General features: G+C 61.4%; 13 protein-coding genes. 7 read left to right on the top strand and 6 right to left on the bottom strand.

All coding sequences use genetic code 11. The features are described 5' to 3' along the window. The first annotated feature begins 6 nt into the window (after nucleotides 1-6). From ACXAG8_RS11435 to ACXAG8_RS11415, 5 genes are all read left to right on the top strand, one after another. Entirely contained in the window at nucleotides 7-720 is a 714-nt protein-coding gene (locus tag ACXAG8_RS11435) for an alpha/beta fold hydrolase (protein ID WP_475224413.1), read from the top strand. Nucleotides 721-843: 123 nt separating this feature from the next. Continuing rightward, a complete protein-coding gene (locus ACXAG8_RS11430; protein WP_475224411.1) occupies nucleotides 844-2043 on the top strand; it encodes an MFS transporter in 1200 nt (399 codons plus the stop codon). Between the two features lie 81 nt (nucleotides 2044-2124). Next, nucleotides 2125-3222 (top strand): Zn-dependent alcohol dehydrogenase, encoded by a 1098-nt coding sequence (locus ACXAG8_RS11425; RefSeq protein ID WP_475224409.1) that lies wholly within the window; start codon nucleotides 2125-2127, stop codon nucleotides 3220-3222. Between the two features lie 34 nt (nucleotides 3223-3256). Next, complete coding sequence (locus tag ACXAG8_RS11420) at nucleotides 3257-4489, top strand: mandelate racemase/muconate lactonizing enzyme family protein (protein WP_475224404.1); 1233 nt, start codon at nucleotides 3257-3259, stop codon at nucleotides 4487-4489. A 112-nt stretch (nucleotides 4490-4601) separates the two neighbouring features. Next, on the top strand, nucleotides 4602-4889 hold the full coding sequence (locus ACXAG8_RS11415) for an ArsR/SmtB family transcription factor (protein ID WP_475225373.1): 288 nt from the start codon (nucleotides 4602-4604) through the stop codon (nucleotides 4887-4889). Nucleotides 4890-4895: 6 nt separating this feature from the next. Here ACXAG8_RS11415 and ACXAG8_RS11410 read toward each other — a convergent pair whose 3' ends face one another. Then, the gene (locus tag ACXAG8_RS11410) at nucleotides 4896-7892 is read right to left on the bottom strand and encodes an ABC transporter transmembrane domain-containing protein (protein ID WP_475225369.1); all 2997 of its coding nucleotides are present in this window, start codon (nucleotides 7890-7892) and stop codon (nucleotides 4896-4898) included. Nucleotides 7893-8107: 215 nt separating this feature from the next. Here ACXAG8_RS11410 and ACXAG8_RS11405 point away from each other — a divergent pair, with 215 nt between their 5' ends. After that, entirely contained in the window at nucleotides 8108-8494 is a 387-nt protein-coding gene (locus ACXAG8_RS11405) for a DUF3307 domain-containing protein (RefSeq protein WP_475224400.1), read from the top strand. A 6-nt stretch (nucleotides 8495-8500) separates the two neighbouring features. Here the strand turns inward: ACXAG8_RS11405 and ACXAG8_RS11400 are convergent, their stop codons facing one another. Next, nucleotides 8501-8962 carry an Lrp/AsnC family transcriptional regulator gene (locus tag ACXAG8_RS11400; protein ID WP_475224395.1) on the bottom strand — a complete coding sequence of 154 codons (462 nt, stop codon included), beginning with the start codon at nucleotides 8960-8962 and terminating at the stop codon, nucleotides 8501-8503. Nucleotides 8963-9104: 142 nt separating this feature from the next. Between ACXAG8_RS11400 and ACXAG8_RS11395 the strand changes: the two genes are divergently transcribed. Next, on the top strand, nucleotides 9105-12500 hold the full coding sequence (locus ACXAG8_RS11395; protein ID WP_475224390.1) for an indolepyruvate ferredoxin oxidoreductase family protein: 3396 nt from the start codon (nucleotides 9105-9107) through the stop codon (nucleotides 12498-12500). Here ACXAG8_RS11395 and ACXAG8_RS11390 read toward each other — a convergent pair. The 4 genes from ACXAG8_RS11390 to ACXAG8_RS11375 are packed head-to-tail and all read right to left on the bottom strand — an operon-like array spanning nucleotide 12497 to nucleotide 18430. Then, the gene (locus ACXAG8_RS11390) at nucleotides 12497-13801 is read right to left on the bottom strand and encodes an NAD(P)/FAD-dependent oxidoreductase (protein ID WP_475224388.1); all 1305 of its coding nucleotides are present in this window, start codon (nucleotides 13799-13801) and stop codon (nucleotides 12497-12499) included. The two genes, ACXAG8_RS11395 and ACXAG8_RS11390, sit on opposite strands and share 4 nt — an antisense overlap. Further along, entirely contained in the window at nucleotides 13788-14474 is a 687-nt protein-coding gene (locus ACXAG8_RS11385) for a TetR/AcrR family transcriptional regulator (RefSeq protein ID WP_475224383.1), read from the bottom strand. The genes ACXAG8_RS11390 and ACXAG8_RS11385 overlap by 14 nt, the downstream gene beginning before the upstream one ends. Then, nucleotides 14475-16028, bottom strand: a complete 1554-nt coding sequence (locus ACXAG8_RS11380; protein ID WP_475224378.1) for a trimethylamine methyltransferase family protein — start codon at nucleotides 16026-16028, stop codon at nucleotides 14475-14477. It lies immediately after the preceding gene. Then, nucleotides 16028-18430, bottom strand: coding sequence for a GcvT family protein (locus tag ACXAG8_RS11375; RefSeq protein WP_475224375.1), 2403 nt, complete (start codon nucleotides 18428-18430; stop codon nucleotides 16028-16030). Before ACXAG8_RS11375 ends, ACXAG8_RS11380 begins: the two co-directional genes overlap by 1 nt.

Below are 18430 nucleotides of genomic sequence, written 5' to 3'. Positions count from 1 at the left end.
AGCGCCTTGGCCGACATATTGCTCGTCCATGGGTCCTGGCACGGCGCCTGGTGTTGGCGCGACCTGCTCCCCGAGCTGGCCGAACTTGGCCATGACGCGCACGCCATCGACCTGCCCAGTCACGGGTCGGACCCGACGCCCGTGTCCGACGTTACCCTGAACATGTGCCGCGATGCGGTGCTGGCGGCGGCGTCGCCTGACACGATTGTCCTTGGGCATTCCTGGGGCGGCTACCCCATAAGTGCCGCCGCCGAGACCGACCCGCAAGCAATGCGCGGCCTGATATACCTGTGCGCCTATGTTCCGCGATCCGGGCTGTCGATGGTGGACATGCGCAAGCGCGGGCCCCGGCAATTGCTGGCCGGCGCGCTTGAGAAATCTTCGGACGGGCTGTCCTGCACCGTGCGGCCGGACCGGGTGCAAGACCTGTTCTACCACGATTGCCCGGCCAAGACCCTTCCGTTTGCATTTGCGCGCCTGTGCCCGCAAGCCATCCTGCCACAGGATACGCCGCTGACACTGAGCGCCCGTTTTGAGCAGGTTCCAAAGGCCTATATCCAGTGTACCGACGACCGGACCATACCCCCCGAATACCAGGAAGAGATGAGCCATTGCGCGCCGCCCGGCATGCGGCACAGCATCGACAGCTCTCATTCGCCGTTTTTCTCCCGCCCTCGTGACCTGGCCAGGATCATCGACCAGATCACCAAGGCGTTTTGAACGCGGCGCCCGGAACCCACCGGGGTCAGCCCCCGGCGCGTGACGGCAAGCCCGGTAAACGCGGGCTTTTCACCACCCCGACCCGACGATAGGGTTCCGCAATCTATTTGAGTTTCGGATTCCATGCGCCTGCCCTTTTTGTTTGTTCTCAGCACGGTGATGATCGACGCGATGGGCATCGGGCTTGTGCTGCCGATCATGCCCGAACTCATTCTGGACGTGCAGGGCGGCACCTTGGCCAGCGCCGCGGTCTGGGGCGGTGTGCTCAGCACCGCCTTTGCGACGATGCAGTTTCTGTTTGGCCCGGTGCTGGGCAACCTGTCCGATGCCTTTGGCCGCAGGCCCGTCTTGCTGATTTCCTTGGTCGTCATGGCGCTGGATTACGTCGTGATGGCGCTGGCGGGCAGTATCTGGGTGCTGTTGGCAGGGCGTATCGTAGGCGGCGTAACGGCCGCGACGCATTCAACAGCGGCTGCATTCATGGCCGATGTATCGCGGCCGCAGGACAAGGCCGCGAATTTCGGCCTGCTGGGGGCCGCGTTTGGCATCGGCTTTGTCCTGGGCCCATTGCTTGGCGGTCTGCTTGGCGAATTTGGAACCCGCGCACCGTTCTGGGCCGCCGCCGCATTGTCGGCGCTGGGGTTCGGCCTGGGCCTTTTGGTCATGCCCGAAACCGTCACCGACAAAACGCGCAGACCCTTTTCGTGGAACCGGGCAAACCCCGCAGGATCGCTTCGGGCGATTGCGGCCCTTCCCGGTATCAGGCCGCTGCTTTGGGTCTATTTCCTCTATTCCGTCTCGATCTACGTCTATCCGGCGATCTGGTCCTATTTCACGCTGGAACGTTTCGGCTGGTCGCCGCAGATGATCGGCATTTCCCTGGGCCTGTATGGTATAGGGATGGCCGCGGTTCAGGGGGGGCTGATCAGACCGGCAACCCGTTATCTTGGTGAACGGGTCACCGTCATCCTCGGGATGGGGTTCGAGATACTCAGCTTTGCCTTACTGGCCTTTCTGACCAGCGGTGCAATTGCCATGATGCTTATTCCGGTCACCGCGTTGGGCGCCGTGGTCACGCCTGCCCTTCAGGCCATGATGTCACGCGCAACGCCCGACAGCCAGCAGGGCGAGCTGCAAGGGGTGCTGAGTGCGCTGCAGGCCCTGTCGATGATCCTTTCGCCGTTGGTCATGACAACCATCTTTGCGCAATTCGTGAAACCGGGCGGGCCGATTTACCTGCCGGGCGCCCCATTCCTGTTGGCGCTTGGCCTGATGCTGGTCGGTTTCGCGGTATTCTTCCGTTCCAGAGCTACCGTGGCGTAACAACGACACGGTCCTGACGTTTTTAATCTTGCGACCCGGCCCCGGACGCGCCACCGTTTCCCAAAGCCAAACGGGGAAATCATGCAAACCATCAAAGCCGCAGTCTGTCGCGCCTTTAACGCACCTCTGGTGATCGAGGATATCCAGATCGCACCGCCCGGCACAGGCGAGGTCGAGGTCACTTTGGACGCGGTGGCGATTTGCCATTCCGACATCACCTATGCCAGTGGCGCATGGGGTGGTTTTCTGCCCTCGGTCTATGGGCACGAGGCCGCAGGCGTCATCACGGCCATCGGCGATTCAGCCGGGGACTTTTCCATCGGCGATTCCGTTGTCGTGACCCTTATCCGGGCCTGCGGGTCCTGCCCGTCCTGCGCAAGCGGAAAGCCAACCGTCTGCGAAACGCCCTATGACGCGGTCAAGGGGCCCCTGCGCACGGCCGATGGCGGGCCGCTGGAACAGGCCATGGCCTGTGGCGCATTCGCGGAAAAAGTCGTGGTCAGCCATCGCCAGATCGTCAAGATACCGCCCACCATGCCCAAGGATGTCGCCTGTCTGCTGTCCTGTGGCGTGATCACCGGGGTCGGTGCCGCCGTCAACGCGGCGCAGCTGCGCCCCGGACAGGACGTGGTCGTGATCGGCGCGGGCGGCGTCGGGCTGAACGCCATTCAGGGCGCACGCCTTGCCGGGGCCCGTCGCATCGTCGCCGTGGACATGACCGAAGACAAGCTTGAGATCGCCAAGGAATTCGGCGCAACGCACGGCGTGCTGGCAACGCTCGATAGCCCCTGGAAAGCAGCCTACAAGGCCCTGGGCGGTCGCGGTGCGGATGCCGTCCTGATCACGGTCGGCGCCATCCCCGCCTATGACCAGGCCCCCCGATACCTGGGACCCGGCGGCAAGGCCGTGATGATCGGAATGCCCCATTCGGGCGCTGAGGCCAGCTATGAACCGGTCATCCTTGCCGCGCTTGGGCAGGGGATGGTGGGCTCAAAAATGGGTGACGTCGTCATTCAGCGCGACATTCCCTGGATGATCGACCTGTACCAGCAGGGGCGCCTGTTGCTGGACGAACTGATTTCAGGGCGCTGGACGCTGGATCAGATCAATGATGCCATCACCGACACCAAGACGGGTTCGGCCAAGCGCAACGTGATCCTGTTCGACAGGCAGTCGTAACCCGATCAGGACCCCCCCAGGAAAGGGCCGCCCGATGAAGCTGCTTGATCTCGACGTCATCATTACCGCGCCACCCGCGCCCGGCTGGGGCGGGCGCTATTGGATACTGGTCAAGGTCACGACCGATACCGGTATAACCGGATGGGGCGAATGCTATGCCTCGTCGATCGGCCCGCAGGCCATGACCCATGTGATCCGCGATGTGTTTGAAAGGCATATGGCAGGTGAAAACCCCGAGAATATCGAGCTGATGTTCCGCCGCGCCTATTCCAGCGGGTTCACCCAGCGCCCCGATCTGACCGTCATGGGCGCTTTTTCGGGGCTCGAAATTGCCTGCTGGGACATTCTGGGAAAAGACCGGGACAGGCCCGTCTATGCGCTTTTGGGCGGGCGCATGAATGACCGTATCCGGGCCTATACCTATCTCTACCCGCTTGCGCAGCACAATCTGACCGATTTCTGGACCTCGGCCGAGCAAGCCGGGGAATGTGCCGCCGAAATGGTTCGGCGCGGATTTACCGCGGTCAAGTTCGACCCGGCCGGTCCCTATACGATCCGGGGCGGGCATATGCCGGCCATGTCGGACATTTCGCTGTCGGTCGATTTTTGCAAAGCCATTCGCGACGCCGTGGGCGACAAGGCCGATCTGCTGTTCGGGACCCATGGCCAGTTCAACACGGCAGGTGCCATTCGCCTGGGGCAGGCGATCGAGCCTTATGCGCCGCTGTGGTTTGAAGAACCGACCCCACCCGACATGATCGAGGACATGGCCCGCGTCGCGCGGAATGTCCGCATCCCGGTGGCAACGGGCGAACGGATGACGACCAAGGCCGAATTTGGCGCGGTCCTGCGGGCCGGGGCTGCCGAGATTCTGCAACCGGCGCTTGGCCGCGCCGGGGGCATCTGGGAGATGAAGAAAGTCGCCGCCATGGCCGAGGTCTTCAACGCGCAGATGGCCCCCCATCTGTATGCAGGACCCGTGGAATGGGCTGCGAATGTCCATCTGGCGGCGTCAATTCCGAATATCCTGCTGCTGGAAACCATCGACACCCCGTTCCACGATCAGTTGATCAAAGGCACAATTCGCGTCCAGGACGGCTTTGTCGTTCCGCCGACCGCGCCCGGCCTTGGGATCGAGGTCGACGAGGACCTGGCGCGCGCCAACCCCTATGCCGGGGGCGGTTTGCACCTGCAGATGCAGGAAGACCCCTGCGACTATCACGGCGGCAACAACTTTCAGGGCGGCGCCCCCGCGCGGGAGGGGTGACAAACCGGCCCGGATTGGGGCATATTACTGCAGCCCAATTCAGCAAGTCGGACACCAAGTGACTGTTCAGGATACCACCCTTCAGAACCTGCCCCCCGAAACGCCGGCAGATATGAAACAAAGCGCCGCGCAGGCTGCGGCCTTTCTCAAGACGCTGGCCCATGAAGGCCGCCTGATGATCCTGTGTCACCTTGGCACCGGAGAACGTTCCGTGGGCGAGCTTGAGGCGCTGCTGGACATTCGGCAGGCCGCGGTCAGCCAGATGCTGGCGCGGCTGCGCGAAGAAGGTTTGGTGTCGACGCGCCGCGAGGGCAAGACCATCTATTACTCGCTGCGGGACGGGAACACCGCCAAGGTCATCGACCTTTTGTACGCGCTGTTCTGCCAGCCCCAGGATTGAGCGCGCCTAGCTGGACACATAGCCGGCCACAACCTGCAACAGCTTGAATGCCGTGGCCGCATCATTTTCGACGACGGCCAGAAATTCCTCTTCGCCGATCCGCAGGCAGGTCAGTTCGGTCTCGGCCACCATGCTCAGGGCGCGCGGTTCTTTTCGGATCAGCCCCAGCTCGCCCACCAAGGTGCCGCTGCCGACCCGCGTGATCAATTGATCCGGGCCGGTGTCCTGTGGCAGGTACAGCCCGGCCTCGCCCTCGATGATCACATAGGCACCATCGGTCGGCTGGTCGTCCTTGAGGAACACGATCTCGTTGGCCTGCGCCTGATACCAGCGCGCACCAAAGGCCAGCAGGCGCAGCTGACGCCGGTCCAGGCCCGAAAACAGCGGCGTCTGCTCCAGCGCCCTCAGCTTGCGCGCCAGGTCGGCAGAGGCCGCGCCGTCGCTTTCCGCATCTGACGGGGCCTGGTCGGACACGACCCGGCCCTGCCGGATTTCGACAAACAGGTCAAAGACATCCGGGTTCTGGAACTGGTCGTTCAGGTAGACGACGGTGGTGTCCGGCAACAGCTCTCGCAGGTTCTTGAAGACCGCAATCTGCGTGTCCATGTCGAAACTGGCCAGCGCGTCCTCCAGCACCAGAACATCCGGTTTCTTGATGGTCGCGCGCGTGAACGCCATGGGTTCCGCCAAGGACGCTGGCAGGTTTTGCCCGCCCAGCGAAACCGGAACATCATAGATCAGCTCGATCACCAGCGGGCGGGCGCCATGTTCCGCCATGACGTCCAGGACAAGCTTGCGCACCTCGTCCGACCGCGCCCCGCCGACCTGGCTGACCTTGCCGAACAGCGCATTTTCCAGAACCGTCATGCCGGGTGCGAACCCGGTCGGCTCCAGGGGCGCGAACACATCGTCCAGCGATTCCATCAACTTGGCCGAGTGGCTTTGGCGCAACTCCAGGATACGGCACTTCAACTCATCCGAAAACGCCGGGCCGATCTGTTCTGCCGAAATTACGAACGGCACCGCCAGCAAGGTGGCCAACTGGGTGTCGTCCAGCCCCTTGGCCCCGTCCGTGCGGGTCTTTTCAACCAGCTCAACCGCCGTTTCATAGGTGGACGCATCCAGCCCAAGCTTTCTGAACAAGGGATGATCGGTGCCATCCAACCCGAAGATCTGCCGCAACATGTCGATCACATCGCGGGTCAGGTTGATCAGCGTTTCATCCAACCCCAACTCGCGCAACTGCCCAAGGAACACAGTCTGCTGCGACAACAGCAACTGGGTCACGGGAACGCGTGGCGTTGCGAACAAAAGGTTCTCGGCAACCGGCAGTGCGGCGTTGTAGGCGTCGCGGTGAAAGACCAGCGCCTGTTGTTCCAGCCCGGCCTCGCGCACGGCCGCCTGGACCGCCGGGCGCAGCTCGATCAGCTTGGACGCAAGATCCGAATGCATGTCGGCATCGAAAACCTGCTCGGACCCGCGCTGAAACAAGGTCGCCCCCGACCCCATCCCGTCGATGAGGCGCAGCCACCAGTCGCGCAACAGGGCCGCGTTTTCAAACCCGGCAAGCGATGGGTCCAGCCAATCCACCTGGTACGGATCCGCGCTGTTTCCGGCCCGCAGGGTCTCGCTGAAATGGGGGTCATCCGAGGTTTCCGACAGGGGCCTGAACCGCATCGGCATCATGACATTGTCACCCAAGGTGCCCTGAAACATGATCGGGCGCGACGTGGCATGCCCGATCCGGGCGGCAACGACGCCCTGATGCACCGACGACAGGTCCAGGTCTCCGATCCTGACGGTTCCGGCGCTGGGCAGTATCTCGCGGGTCAGAAGTTCGGCCATCGCGCGCCGGTCTTCTTCGCTGGGCGCGGCGATGGCGATGGTTTTCCCGGCGGGAAAGCTGAGGTTCAGATCATCCAGGACCTGGTTGCCGTCCATGTCCCGCACCGATACCTGATCCAGCGTGATGTCCCCCGCCAGCCTGGGCTGCGCATCGGGTTCGCCGTCAAACAGCGTTTCCTCGATCATCCCGGATGGCGCGAAACGTTCGACGACCACATCCCAGCGCAGCGACATGTCCTGCGTCTGGTTGTAATAGGTCAGCAGCTCTTTCCACGGCGAGCTCAGGTCCTTATAGGCCGCCAGGGCCGCCACCAGCGCGCCAAGGGAAACCGAGCCCTGCAACACCAGAAGACCGCCAACAAGGTAGAACATGAACGGTGTCAGCTGCGAAATGAAGTTGTTGATGAACTTCATAAAGAACTTTTTCTGGTAGATCTCGAACCGGATACCGTAAAGCCGCCCCAACTGATCCGAGATCATGGCCCTGCGGTACCGCCAGCCGCCATTGGCCCGCAGTGTCGCGGCCCCGGCCGCGTTTTCACCGATCTGCGCGGCAAGCACGCGCACCTCTTGGATGCGGCGCTTGTTCAGCAGGTTGATCTGGCGTTGCAATCGCGGGATCAGCCAGGCCTGAAGCGGGATCAGCGCAACCGCAGCCAACCCGAACCAAACGCTTTGCAGGAACAGAAAGGACAGGATGGTCAGCATCTGGCCCGCCTGCAGGACCGGCTGGCTGATCGCATCGCCCATCAACCCGCCCATTGGTTCGCTTTCGGCGGTGACCATCGAAACCAGTTCACCCTGGCTTACCCGTTCGAAATACGGCTGCGGAAACCGCAACGCCCGGCTGATCAACTGATACCGAAGCCGCCGCAGCATGCGTTCGCTCAGAACACCTTTCATGGTGTTGATCCGCATCTTCATCAACCCATGCGCCAGCACGGCAGCCAGGAAGGCGAAACACAGGATCATCAAAAAGGTTGTCTGCGGCAGGTCATAGCCCCAGACATTGACCACCGAACTGGTCGCGCCAATTGCGTCATTGATAATGCGCTTGGGCAATTCCAGCGTCAGGTACAGCAACGGAAACAACGTTGCAGTCACCGCCAGCAGAATGAACTGATCGCGTTTGGAGTATTTCCAGATAAACCCGAAGATAGAGCGTTCTATGGATCTTGCCCCTACTGCTGACCCGAAAGATCAAATTGGTGATATTGATGCAAATTCAATAGGCTGAAGTTACATTATTCTCGTCAATCTAGGCAAATAGTTTCCCCGGCGTCACAAGTTCGTCCTTGTGTGAACTAGTTCATTTGCGCAACCTGTCATTAGACCCTAGGCTTGGAATTTAGGACGATATCGGGAGGGTGCATTTGCCTGCGACCGTTGGCACAGTGTTGCTTTTGCTTTGCTTGCTGCAGATCAAGCACATGTTTGCCGATTACTACCTGCAAACTCCGAAAATGCTTTCGGGGCGCGGAGAGTATTTGCATATGGGACGAGCCCAGCATGCCGCAGTGCATGCCGTGGGCTCTGCCGTCGTTTTCCTGCTGTTCGGGACACCGCTTGCCTTTGTCTTTGTTATTGCCGGGCTTGAATGGATCATTCATTTCAATATCGACTTTGCCAAGGCCCGGTATTCAGACAAGAAACAACTGCAACCCAATCAGGCCGCCTTTTGGCGCGCTGCCGGGTTGGACCAATGTCTGCATAACCTGACCTATGTGGCCATGGCCTGGGCCTGGGTGACCTACGCCTGAGACCGTTCAGATTTCGACCGGCTGATTGCGCTTGATGGGGCGCAAGACGACATTGGTCTGCGCGCTTGCCACTGCTGGCAGGCGGAACAGAAAATTCTCGAGAAATTCATTATAGGCTGCAAGGTCGCGACACAGCACCCGCAGGTGGTAATCGGCCTGCCCCGTTGTCGAATAACATTCCTGCACTTCGGAACTGGTCTCGATCGCCCGGATGAATTCGATGATCTTGTCCGGATCGTGACGGGTAAGATGCACATGGACGATTGCTTCGAACGTCAGCCCCAGTGCTGGCGGGTGGACCAGCGCGCCATAGCGTTCGATCACGCCCGCATCCTCGAACGCGCGCACCCTGCGCCAAAGGGCTGACGCGGACATACCCACCGCCTGCGCCAGATCGGCATTGGAAATGCGGCTGTCTTTCTGCAGCAGCGTCAATATGCGGCGATCTTTGTCATCCAGCTGGATCATTCTGGAAGGAATAACCAACATACTACGATATGTCGAACGGTTTACCCAAAACCAAGGCGTTTTCCGTCAAATTCGGCACAATTACCCAATTGAAAGGGGCTAAAATAACCAAACCCACCGGCACAATCCATGGACCACAGTTATGAGCCTGCATGACCCCGCGCCCCGCACCTATCAGCTTGAGGACCGGTATGCCCTGACCCAAGGCCGGGTCTTTCTGACCGGCACACAGGCGCTGGCCCGGATCATGATGGATCAGGCCCGGCGCGACCGGGGGGCCGGTTTTAACACGGCCGGGTTCGTGTCGGGCTATCGCGGATCGCCCCTGGGCGGGTTGGACCTGGAGCTTTGGCGCGCCGAGGAACGGTTGAAAAACGACCGCATCACCTTTATGCCGGCCGTCAACGAAGACCTTGGCGCAACTGCTGTTCTGGGCGCACAGCAGGCCACGCTTGATCCGCAATGCAAGGTCGAGGGCATATTTTCCATGTGGTACGGCAAAGGCCCCGGTGTCGACCGGTCGGGCGATGCGTTGAAACACGGCAACGCCTATGGCTCGGCGCCAAAAGGCGGCGTGCTGGTGGTTGCTGGTGATGACCACGGCTGCGTCAGTTCGTCGATGCCCCACCAGTCGGACGTGGCCTTTATGGCGTGGTTCATGCCGACGCTGAACCCCGCCTCGGTCGAGGAATATCTGGAATTTGGCGAATACGGTTATGCCCTGTCGCGGTTTTCAGGCACCTGGGTCGGGTTCAAGGCGGTTTCCGAAACGGTGGAAAGCGCCCGCTCGGTCCCGTTGATACCTGACCGCCGCTTTACCTTGCCGCAGATCGAAACCCCAGCGCGTGGCCTGCATGTGCGCACCGCTGATCTGCCCTCGCCCGAGATCGAAACCCGCATCCAGCACAAGTTGCGGGCCGTGCGCGCCTTTGCCGAAGAGAACCCGATAGACCGGCGCATCTATGACATCGATAACGCAAAGTTTGGATTTGTGACCACAGGCAAGGGCCATCTTGACCTGATGGAGGCCCTGCGCCTGCTGGGTCTGGATAAGGCTGCCTGCCGCCGCCTTGGCATTGACATCTACAAGGTCGGTATGGTCTGGCCGCTGGCGCGCCGCAACGCCCTGCGCTTTGTCAAAGGCAAGGCCGAGGTGCTGGTGGTCGAGGAAAAACGCGGCATCATCGAAAGCCAGTTCAAAGAATATTTCTATGACTGGCCCGGCGACAAGCCGCACAAGATGGTTGGCAAATATGACAGCCACGGCGAGCCGCTGATCCCCTGGACCGGAGAGCTGAGCCCCCTGATGCTGGCCCCGATCGTGGCCGCCCGGCTTGATACGTTTTTTCCCGAAGAAAACCTGCCCGCCAAGGCGCGGGCGCTGACCAAGACGCCGCCGCCCGTGATCAACCTGTCCGGTGCAACGCGGACACCCTATTTCTGCTCGGGCTGTCCGCATAACACATCGACCAAGGTGCCTCAGGGCTCGACGGCGGCAAGCGGGATCGGCTGTCACGTCATGGCTTCGTGGATGGATCGCGAAACGGTCGGTTATGCGCAGATGGGGGGCGAAGGCGTGCCGCATGTGGTTGCGTCAAAGTTCAACGGTGGCAAGCACATCTTTCAGAACCTGGGCGAAGGGACGTGGTATCATTCGGGTTCGCTGGCAATCCGGCAGGCCGTCGCCGCAGGGACGAATATTACCTATAAAATCCTCTATAACGACGCGGTTGCCATGACCGGCGGTCAGCCCGTTGACGGCCCGGTCAGCGTTGCGGGCATTGCCCAGACCTGTCGCGCCGAAGGGGTCGCGCGCATCGCGCTGGTCTCGGACGACATTGGCAAGTTCCCCCACGCCGACTTTCCGGCAGGAACCACGTTCCATGATCGCGACCAGATGGACCCGCTGCAACGCGAACTGCGCGATATCCCCGGTGTAACGGTCCTGATTTACGAGCAGACCTGCGCCACCGAAAAGCGCCGCCGGCGCAAGCGCGGGACAATGGCGGACCCCTCGACATACGTCTGGATCAACGATCTGGTCTGCGAGGGATGCGGCGATTGTTCGGTCGCGTCGAACTGTCTGAGTGTCGAGCCGCGCGAAACGCCCCTGGGCCGCAAGCGCAAGATCAATCTGAGTTCATGCAACAAAGATTATTCCTGCCTGAACGGGTTTTGCCCAAGCTTCGTGACCGTCCAGGGCGCATCCCGCCGAAAGCAGCCCGTTGATCTGGACCTGAGCGCGCTGGAAACCGGTCTGCCCAATCCTGACCTGCCATCGCTCGGCACACCGTATGACCTGCTTGTCACCGGCGTGGGCGGGACCGGGGTCGTCACTGTTGGCGCGCTGATCACCATGGCCGCGCATCTGGAAGGCAAAGGCGCGTCGGTGCTGGATTTCACAGGTTTTGCGCAGAAATTCGGTACGGTCCTCAGCTATATCCGGCTGGGCACAGGGCCAGATGCGCTCAATCAGGTTCGCATTGACCAAGGCGCTGCAGATGCGGTGATCGGCTGCGATATCGTGGTCAGTTCGGCGCCCAAAGCCTCGGCCCATTATCGCCGGGGCACCCGTGTCGTGCTGAACCGGGCCGAAATGCCGACCGGCGATCTGGTCCTGCGGCGCGACGCACAATTGCGGGTCGACGCCCGCGAACAGGCCATCGCCGAGGTCGTGGGGGCCGAGAACCTGTCGGGGTTTGACGCAAACGCCATTGCCGAGGCGCTGTTGGGGGATGCGGTCTTTGCCAATGTCATCATGCTGGGCCATGCATGGCAGCAGGGACTTGTACCCGTATCCCACAGCGCCCTGGCTCAGGCGATCCTGCTGAACGGCGTTGCTATTGAGAAGAACCGCCTGGCCTTTGCAATTGGCCGTTGTCTGGCCGTTGCCCCGGACCGTATTCAGGGGGTGCCTCAGCCGGAACAGGCGCGGGAAACCCTGGATCAGATGATTGCCCGCCGCACCGCATTTCTGCGCGACTATCAGAATGCCGCCTATGCGGAACGCTTTGCGCACCGCATTGCAGCGCTCCGTACGCTGAATCCCCCGCCGTCGGATCGCATTGTCCGCACGGTGGCCAGCAACCTGTTCCGCTTTATGGCGTACAAGGATGAATTCGAGGTGGCCCGCCTGCAAACGTCGCCCGCCTTTGCCGCCGAACTGGCCCAGCAGTTCGATGGGGCGTTCAAAACCAAGTATCACTTTGCGCCGCCAATCCTGAGCTGGCGCAAGGACGCACGCGGGCGGCCCGTCAAATTTGCCTTTGGCCCCTGGATTAAGCCGGTGCTGACCATCCTGGCCCGGGCCAAGGGGCTGCGCGGTAAGGTTTGGAACCCGTTCGGATACCATTCCGAGGCGCGCCTGCACCGGGATATCCTGGCCTGGTATGACGCCCTGATTGACCAGTTTGTGGCTGATGGCTCGGCCGGGGCCAGCGACGATTGGCCAGAGAAGCTTGCGGCCGCGGATGAGATCCGCGGTTATGGCCCGGTGCGCGCGGCCAGTTTCGAAGCCGCGCGCAATCAGGTGACCTAGCCCAGGACCGAGAAACTGCTTTCCGCGTTGATGGGCCGCTTGCGCGAGTAGAACCCGACATCGATGCTGCGCTGGATATAGGGAAGTTCGAATTGCAGCGGCGCGGTGTCGTGATCCGCGCCGTCTTCGCAATAGTCGATCAGCGCAGTCATCATCTTGCCCGCAATTGGCGCGTTCTTGTACTGGTTGCCGCTGGTGCCGCAGGCCATGTAAAACCCCGGCAGGCTGGATTTGTCATAGATCGGAATCCAGTCGGTCGATGCATCATAAAGGTCGACAACGCCGCGCGTCCTTGAGGGGATGCCAAGGCTGGGCACGCGCTGCGCATAGCGCATCGCCTGCGTCGTCCATTGGTCGGTAAAATCGTGGTCATAGGTCTTGTCGTCCTTGCACCACTGATGCGGATCGCATTCCGGGTCTTCCGAACCGATCAGGATGTGGTTGCCATGCTCGGGCCGGCAATACAGCGCGATATCGCTGTCAGAAACAATGGTGCCCTGGCGTTCGAAATCGAACCCCTCGGGCGCGGGAACATGCACAACTTCCTGACGCAGGGGCCGGGTTTCAATCGTCATGTCGTCCAGCACACCGGCCATTTGGTTGATGATCGATGAACCGGGACCGGCCACGTTCACGACCACCCTGGCGTGGATTTCCTCGCCCGTGGCCAGCCTGACCCCCGAAACGCGCCCGGCATCGGTCAGGATTTCAGTCACCTCGGCCCCGGTCCGAATGTCGGCCCCGTGTTGCCTTGCTGCGTCCATCAGGTTTTGCGCAGACAGGGCCGGGTCGGTCACGTAACCGGCCTTGGGCCAGAACACCGCGCCTTGCATTCGCGCACCGTTGGGTTGACCGAACTCCGGATCGTCCATCCGTCGGGCGGGGGCAAAGCTGTCCAGATTGTAGATCGGCAGGCGCTCTGTGATCTTTTCGGGGGCCCATTCCTCGAACGGGCAGTTCAATTCGGCGCTGTATTGCTTGTGCTTTTCCAACTGCCCGTTGGCCTGGGTCTTCATGACCAGGCAGCCGGTTTGGCGGAACTGGGCCAGATCGGCCGTTTCGGGCAGGCCCAGGTATCCGGCCCAATCGCGCCAGTAATGATACCCCTCCCAGGCAAAGGCGGTTCCGTCAAAGGTCGAATAATGCATGCGGATGATGGCGCAGGAACCGGCGGTTGACCCATGCCCGACCTGTGTATTTCGATCCAGAGACAGGGTTTTCCAGCCCGCCTTTGCCATTTCAAACGCAATGGCCGCACCGATCACGCCGGTTCCGATGATGATTGCGTCAGGTCGTGTCATGGCTTGGGGGTCCTTCCCAGTATCGTTTTGCATAGGCGGTGAATTCTTCGACTTCACTGGGCTGCGGTTCGACCCCCGTGAACACGAAAAGATAATGCGGCACCATCGACAAACGCACGCTCATAGGCTCGTTCAACTGCGCCAGGTCATAGCCGATCTGCATGTAGTACAGCACCCTTGCCCGCGTTTCGGCCTCGGTCTCGTCATAGTTGAACCGGGCAAACATGGCGCGCAGCGCGCTGAGCCGCCGCGCGTCCGACTGGTCCAGCATCCGTCGCACCTTGCCCGACCGCCGGGCCCAGTCGCGGACCGCAAAATCCAGCGCCGTGTCGAACAAAGCAGCATTCACCACGCAGCGCTGCACGTTGCAGACAGCAGCCGTAATCGTCCTGGCCGGCAACTCGGACTGGGCGATCAAACCGGCCGTATTGGTGGCCTGCCATTTGGCCAGCAACGCATCCAGCAGTTCCTGCCGGGATTTGAAATACCAGTAAAAGGACGAGCGCGACACGGCCATCCGTTCCGCCAGGTTCATGACCTTGACCTGCTCGACCCCGTCCGAGACCAGCACATCCATCGCCACGTTCAGCCAGTCATCGCGCGTGACCTTGATGTTGCCGACCAGCGGTTCGGCAAGGGGATCGTCGCGGTGCAGGATTGGTTTGGTGCTCATTCAGCTCTCCGGCGGTGCGCCGCCTTCCTGGGTGCGGCGAGCGATAAATTCATGCAACGCGCCAAGGCGATCAGCATCCTGTTTCGGCGCGTTGAAATTGGCAAGGATGTCCTTCCACACCCCTGTCGCGCGGCGGTTGGCGTCCAGCGATCCACGCTCGGACCAGGTGCCAAAATTGGCATAATCATGCAAGTGCGGTTCATAAAACGCGGTGTTGTAACGCTCCATCGTCTGGCTGGTGGCAAAGAAATGCCCGCTGGGTTCCACTTCGCTCAGCGCTGTGTCGAAACCTATTTCATCTGCCCCGGCCTGCGCCCCGGCGCACAGCTCGGCCACCATGTTCAGCACCTCTGCGTCGCTGATCATCTTTTCAAACGATACGGTCAGGCCGCCCTCAAGCCACCCTGCGGAATGGATGATCACTGTTGCCCCGGCCATCAGGCAACCCCAAAGGCCGAACTGGTTTTCGTTGGCCGCCTGCACATCGTTGATGTTCGACGCCGACCCGGCGGCCGACCGCCAGGGCAAGCCCAGATGCCGCGCCAGCTGCCCCGCCGCCAGCGAGGCCTGGAAATGCGATGGCGTCCCGAACGCGGGTGCGCCGGATTTCATGTCGACATTGCTGGTGAACGTGCCATAGCAGACCGGGGCGCCGGGGTTGGTCAACTGTGTCAGGGTCAAAGCCGCCAGCGCCTCGGCATGGGACAGGGTGATGGCCCCGGCCACGGTGATCGGCGCCATTGCCCCCATCAAGGTGAAAGGCGTGATGATCGACATCTGCCCGTGGCGCGCAAAGTCGATCAGCCCCTGGGCCATCGGAATATCCAATGTCCGCGGGCTGTTGGTGTTGATGATCGTATAACACTGCGGATTGCCGCGAAATTCGTCATCCGTCAGGCCCCGCGCGGTGGACAGCATTTCAAAGCAATCCATCACCTGCGGCGTCCCGCGTGAGAAGAAAAACGGGAATTTGTCCGTCAGCTCCATCTGCGCCTGCGTCGTGAAATAGTGGCGCAGATGAGTCGGCACGTCCTGCGGTTCGACCTGGGGCGAGATCATCTGGAACACGTCGAAATGATGGGTGAGTTTCAGGAACTCCAGATAGTCCTGCCCCGATGCCGCTCGGCGGCCGCGTTCAAGATCGGTGGCATTTGGGGCTCCTGCGCCCGGCTGAAACACCAGGCTGCCCAGTTCCAGCGTGAAATCCCGCCGCCAAGCCCCGGCCCGGCACGCGATGGATTTCGGCGCCGACGCAACGGCGGCCTCGACCATGTCACGCCCGATGAAAACCATTTCGCTATCTTCGTCGACACGTGCGCCGCCCGCCGCGAAGATGCGGCGGGCTTGGGGCAGCAAGCATTTGACGCCCAGTTCCTCAAGCGTGCGCAAGGCCGTTTCGTGCATGTCCGCAATCTGATCCGCCGGGAACACCTCCATCTGCGGAAAAGGGTTCCGCAATTGGCGATAGTTCACCTCGCGGCAGGGCGTCGACGCAGATTCTGCGCCACGCCCACGCCGTCGCCGGCCACGTTCGGATGTTTGCGAGATCACCATCAACCCCTCATCGCCTCGCCTTGCGGGTCGTAAGGTGACGGCGCAATCACGCGGGCCGGACGTTCAACGCCGACCACATGCACCGTCAGTTCGGTACCCGGCTCGGCCTTGTCGCGATTGACCAGCGCCATCGCCAGCGATTTGCCGGTGTGGTGGCCATATCCGCCGGATGTGACAAACCCCACGCGTTCACCGCCCGACCAGATGGGTTCATACCCGCTGGCGTCCGCATCATCGGCATCGACCTCAAGCGTGACTTGAACTTGCGCAGGTCCATTGCCGTCGCGTTCGGCCAGCGCGGCCTCTTTGCCGATGAAATCCTTGGTCCAGTCGATCCAGCGATCCATGCCGGTCATGCCGGGCGTGTAGGCTTGGGTAAACTCGGCAGACCAGATACCGAAACTCTTCTCCAGCCGGGTCGACAGCATCGCGTTGAACCCGCATTCGCGGATACCCTCATCCGCCCCTGCCTCCAACAGCATCCGGCGCAGCGCGATGTGGTCGCCATAGCGGCAGTTGATCTCGTACCCTCTTTCTCCGGTCACCGACATGCGGGCGACGCGGGCGCGGACAAGACCTATGTCGAACGCACCACAGCCCATGAATTTCAGCTCCGAGATGTCCTGTTCCGCCAGCCTTTCGACCACAGCCTGCGATTTCGGTCCGACCACGGCAAATCCGCAATATTCCTCGCCCAGATCGCGAACGGTGACACCGTCCATCATGTGGTCGTCGAACCAGCGCATGTGCCAGGCGCGCAGGTAATAGCTGCCCATGATCCACCAGGTGCCGTCACCCCAATTGAGCACGGTCAGATCACCCTTGAGCCGCCCGTTTTCACCCAGCATCGGTGCCAGCTTGGCCCGGCCCGGTTTGGGCAGTTTCGAGGCCATCACCTTGTCCAGCCACGCCTCGGCGTTGGGGCCCGAAACCTCGAACCGAGAAAAACCGGTGATGTCCATCAGGCCCACCCCTTGGCGAAGCGTCTTGCATTCCTCGGCCACGATGTCATGCGCGTTCGACCGTTTGAGGGTTGGCGTTTCCTCAAACCCTTTCGGCGCGAAATACAGCGGCACTTCTAGCCCCCAGCTGACACCCCATTTGCACCCTGCCTGGGTCATCGCGTCATGCGCAGGGGCCATCTTCAGCGGGCGACCCGCGGGCAGTTGTTCATTCGGATAGGTCATCACGAAACGGCGCGAATAGAACTGCCCCGTCGTTTCGCGGATATACCGTTTGTTTTGCGCAAAATCGCCATAGCGCGCCACGTCCATCGGCCAGGCGTCAGCCTCGGGCTCGCCATGGATCATCCATTCGGCCAGCGTCTTGCCAACGCCACCGCCCTGCAGGAACCCCGCCATCACCGCACATGCCGACCAATAGCCGCGCTTGCCTGGCACCGGCCCGACCAGAGGGTTGCCATCGGGCGAAAAGGTAAACGCGCCGTTGACCCAGGTCTTGATCCCGACGTTCTGGATTGACGGATAGCGTTCAAAGCCCAGCGTCAATTCGTTCTCGATCCGGTCAAGCTGCTCCTGAAACAGTTCCTCGCCATAGGTCCACGGCGCGCCGTCCATGGCCCAGTGTTCATGATCAACCTCATAGATACCAACCAGAACGCCCTTTTGATCCTGCCGCATATAGGTGAAGCCTTCGAGGTCCACGGTCATTGGCATCTCGAACTCGGCTTCGGCCACTTCGGGGACAGTGTCGGTGATCAGATAGTGGTGTTTCAACGGCGAAACCGGCAGTTCCACCCCCGCCATGCGCCCAACCTGCTTGGCCCAAAGGCCCGCTGCGTTGACCACATGTTCGCAAGTGATGGTGCCCTTGTCGGTGACCACTTCCCAGCCATCTGCCGTCTGTGTCAGGCTTTCGACCTTGGTTTCCTCATAATATTCCGCGCCGCGTTTCCTGGCCGCCGTGGCATAGGCCTGCACGGTGCCGGTCGTGTCGATATAGCCTTCGCGGTCGGCCCACATTGCGCCCAGAACGCCATCGGTGGACATGATCGGGCAGCGCCTTTGCGCCTCTTCCGGGCTGAGCAATTCGCAATCGTCGATGCCGATGGACTGAAAGATGCGATAGTTGGCCTGCAACCATTCCCACCGTTCGGGTGTGCCTGCCAAGGTCAGGCCACCTGTCATATGCAGGCCGATATTCTGGCCCGATTCCTTTTCGATCTCGCTGAGCAGGTCGATCGTATAGGCCTGCAACGAGGCCATGTTCGGATCGGCGTTCAGGGCGTGAACACCCCCGGCCGCATGCCAGGACGACCCCGACGCCAGGCGCCGCCGTTCCAGCATCACAACATCGGACCAGCCAAACTTGGCCAGGTGGTACAGAACCGAGGCGCCGACAACGCCCCCACCGATAACCACAACGCGGTATTGCGACTTCAT

Source organism: Ruegeria sp. ABD4_443 (assembly GCF_056160865.1).
This window is presented reverse-complemented; position numbering and strand designations above follow the sequence as displayed.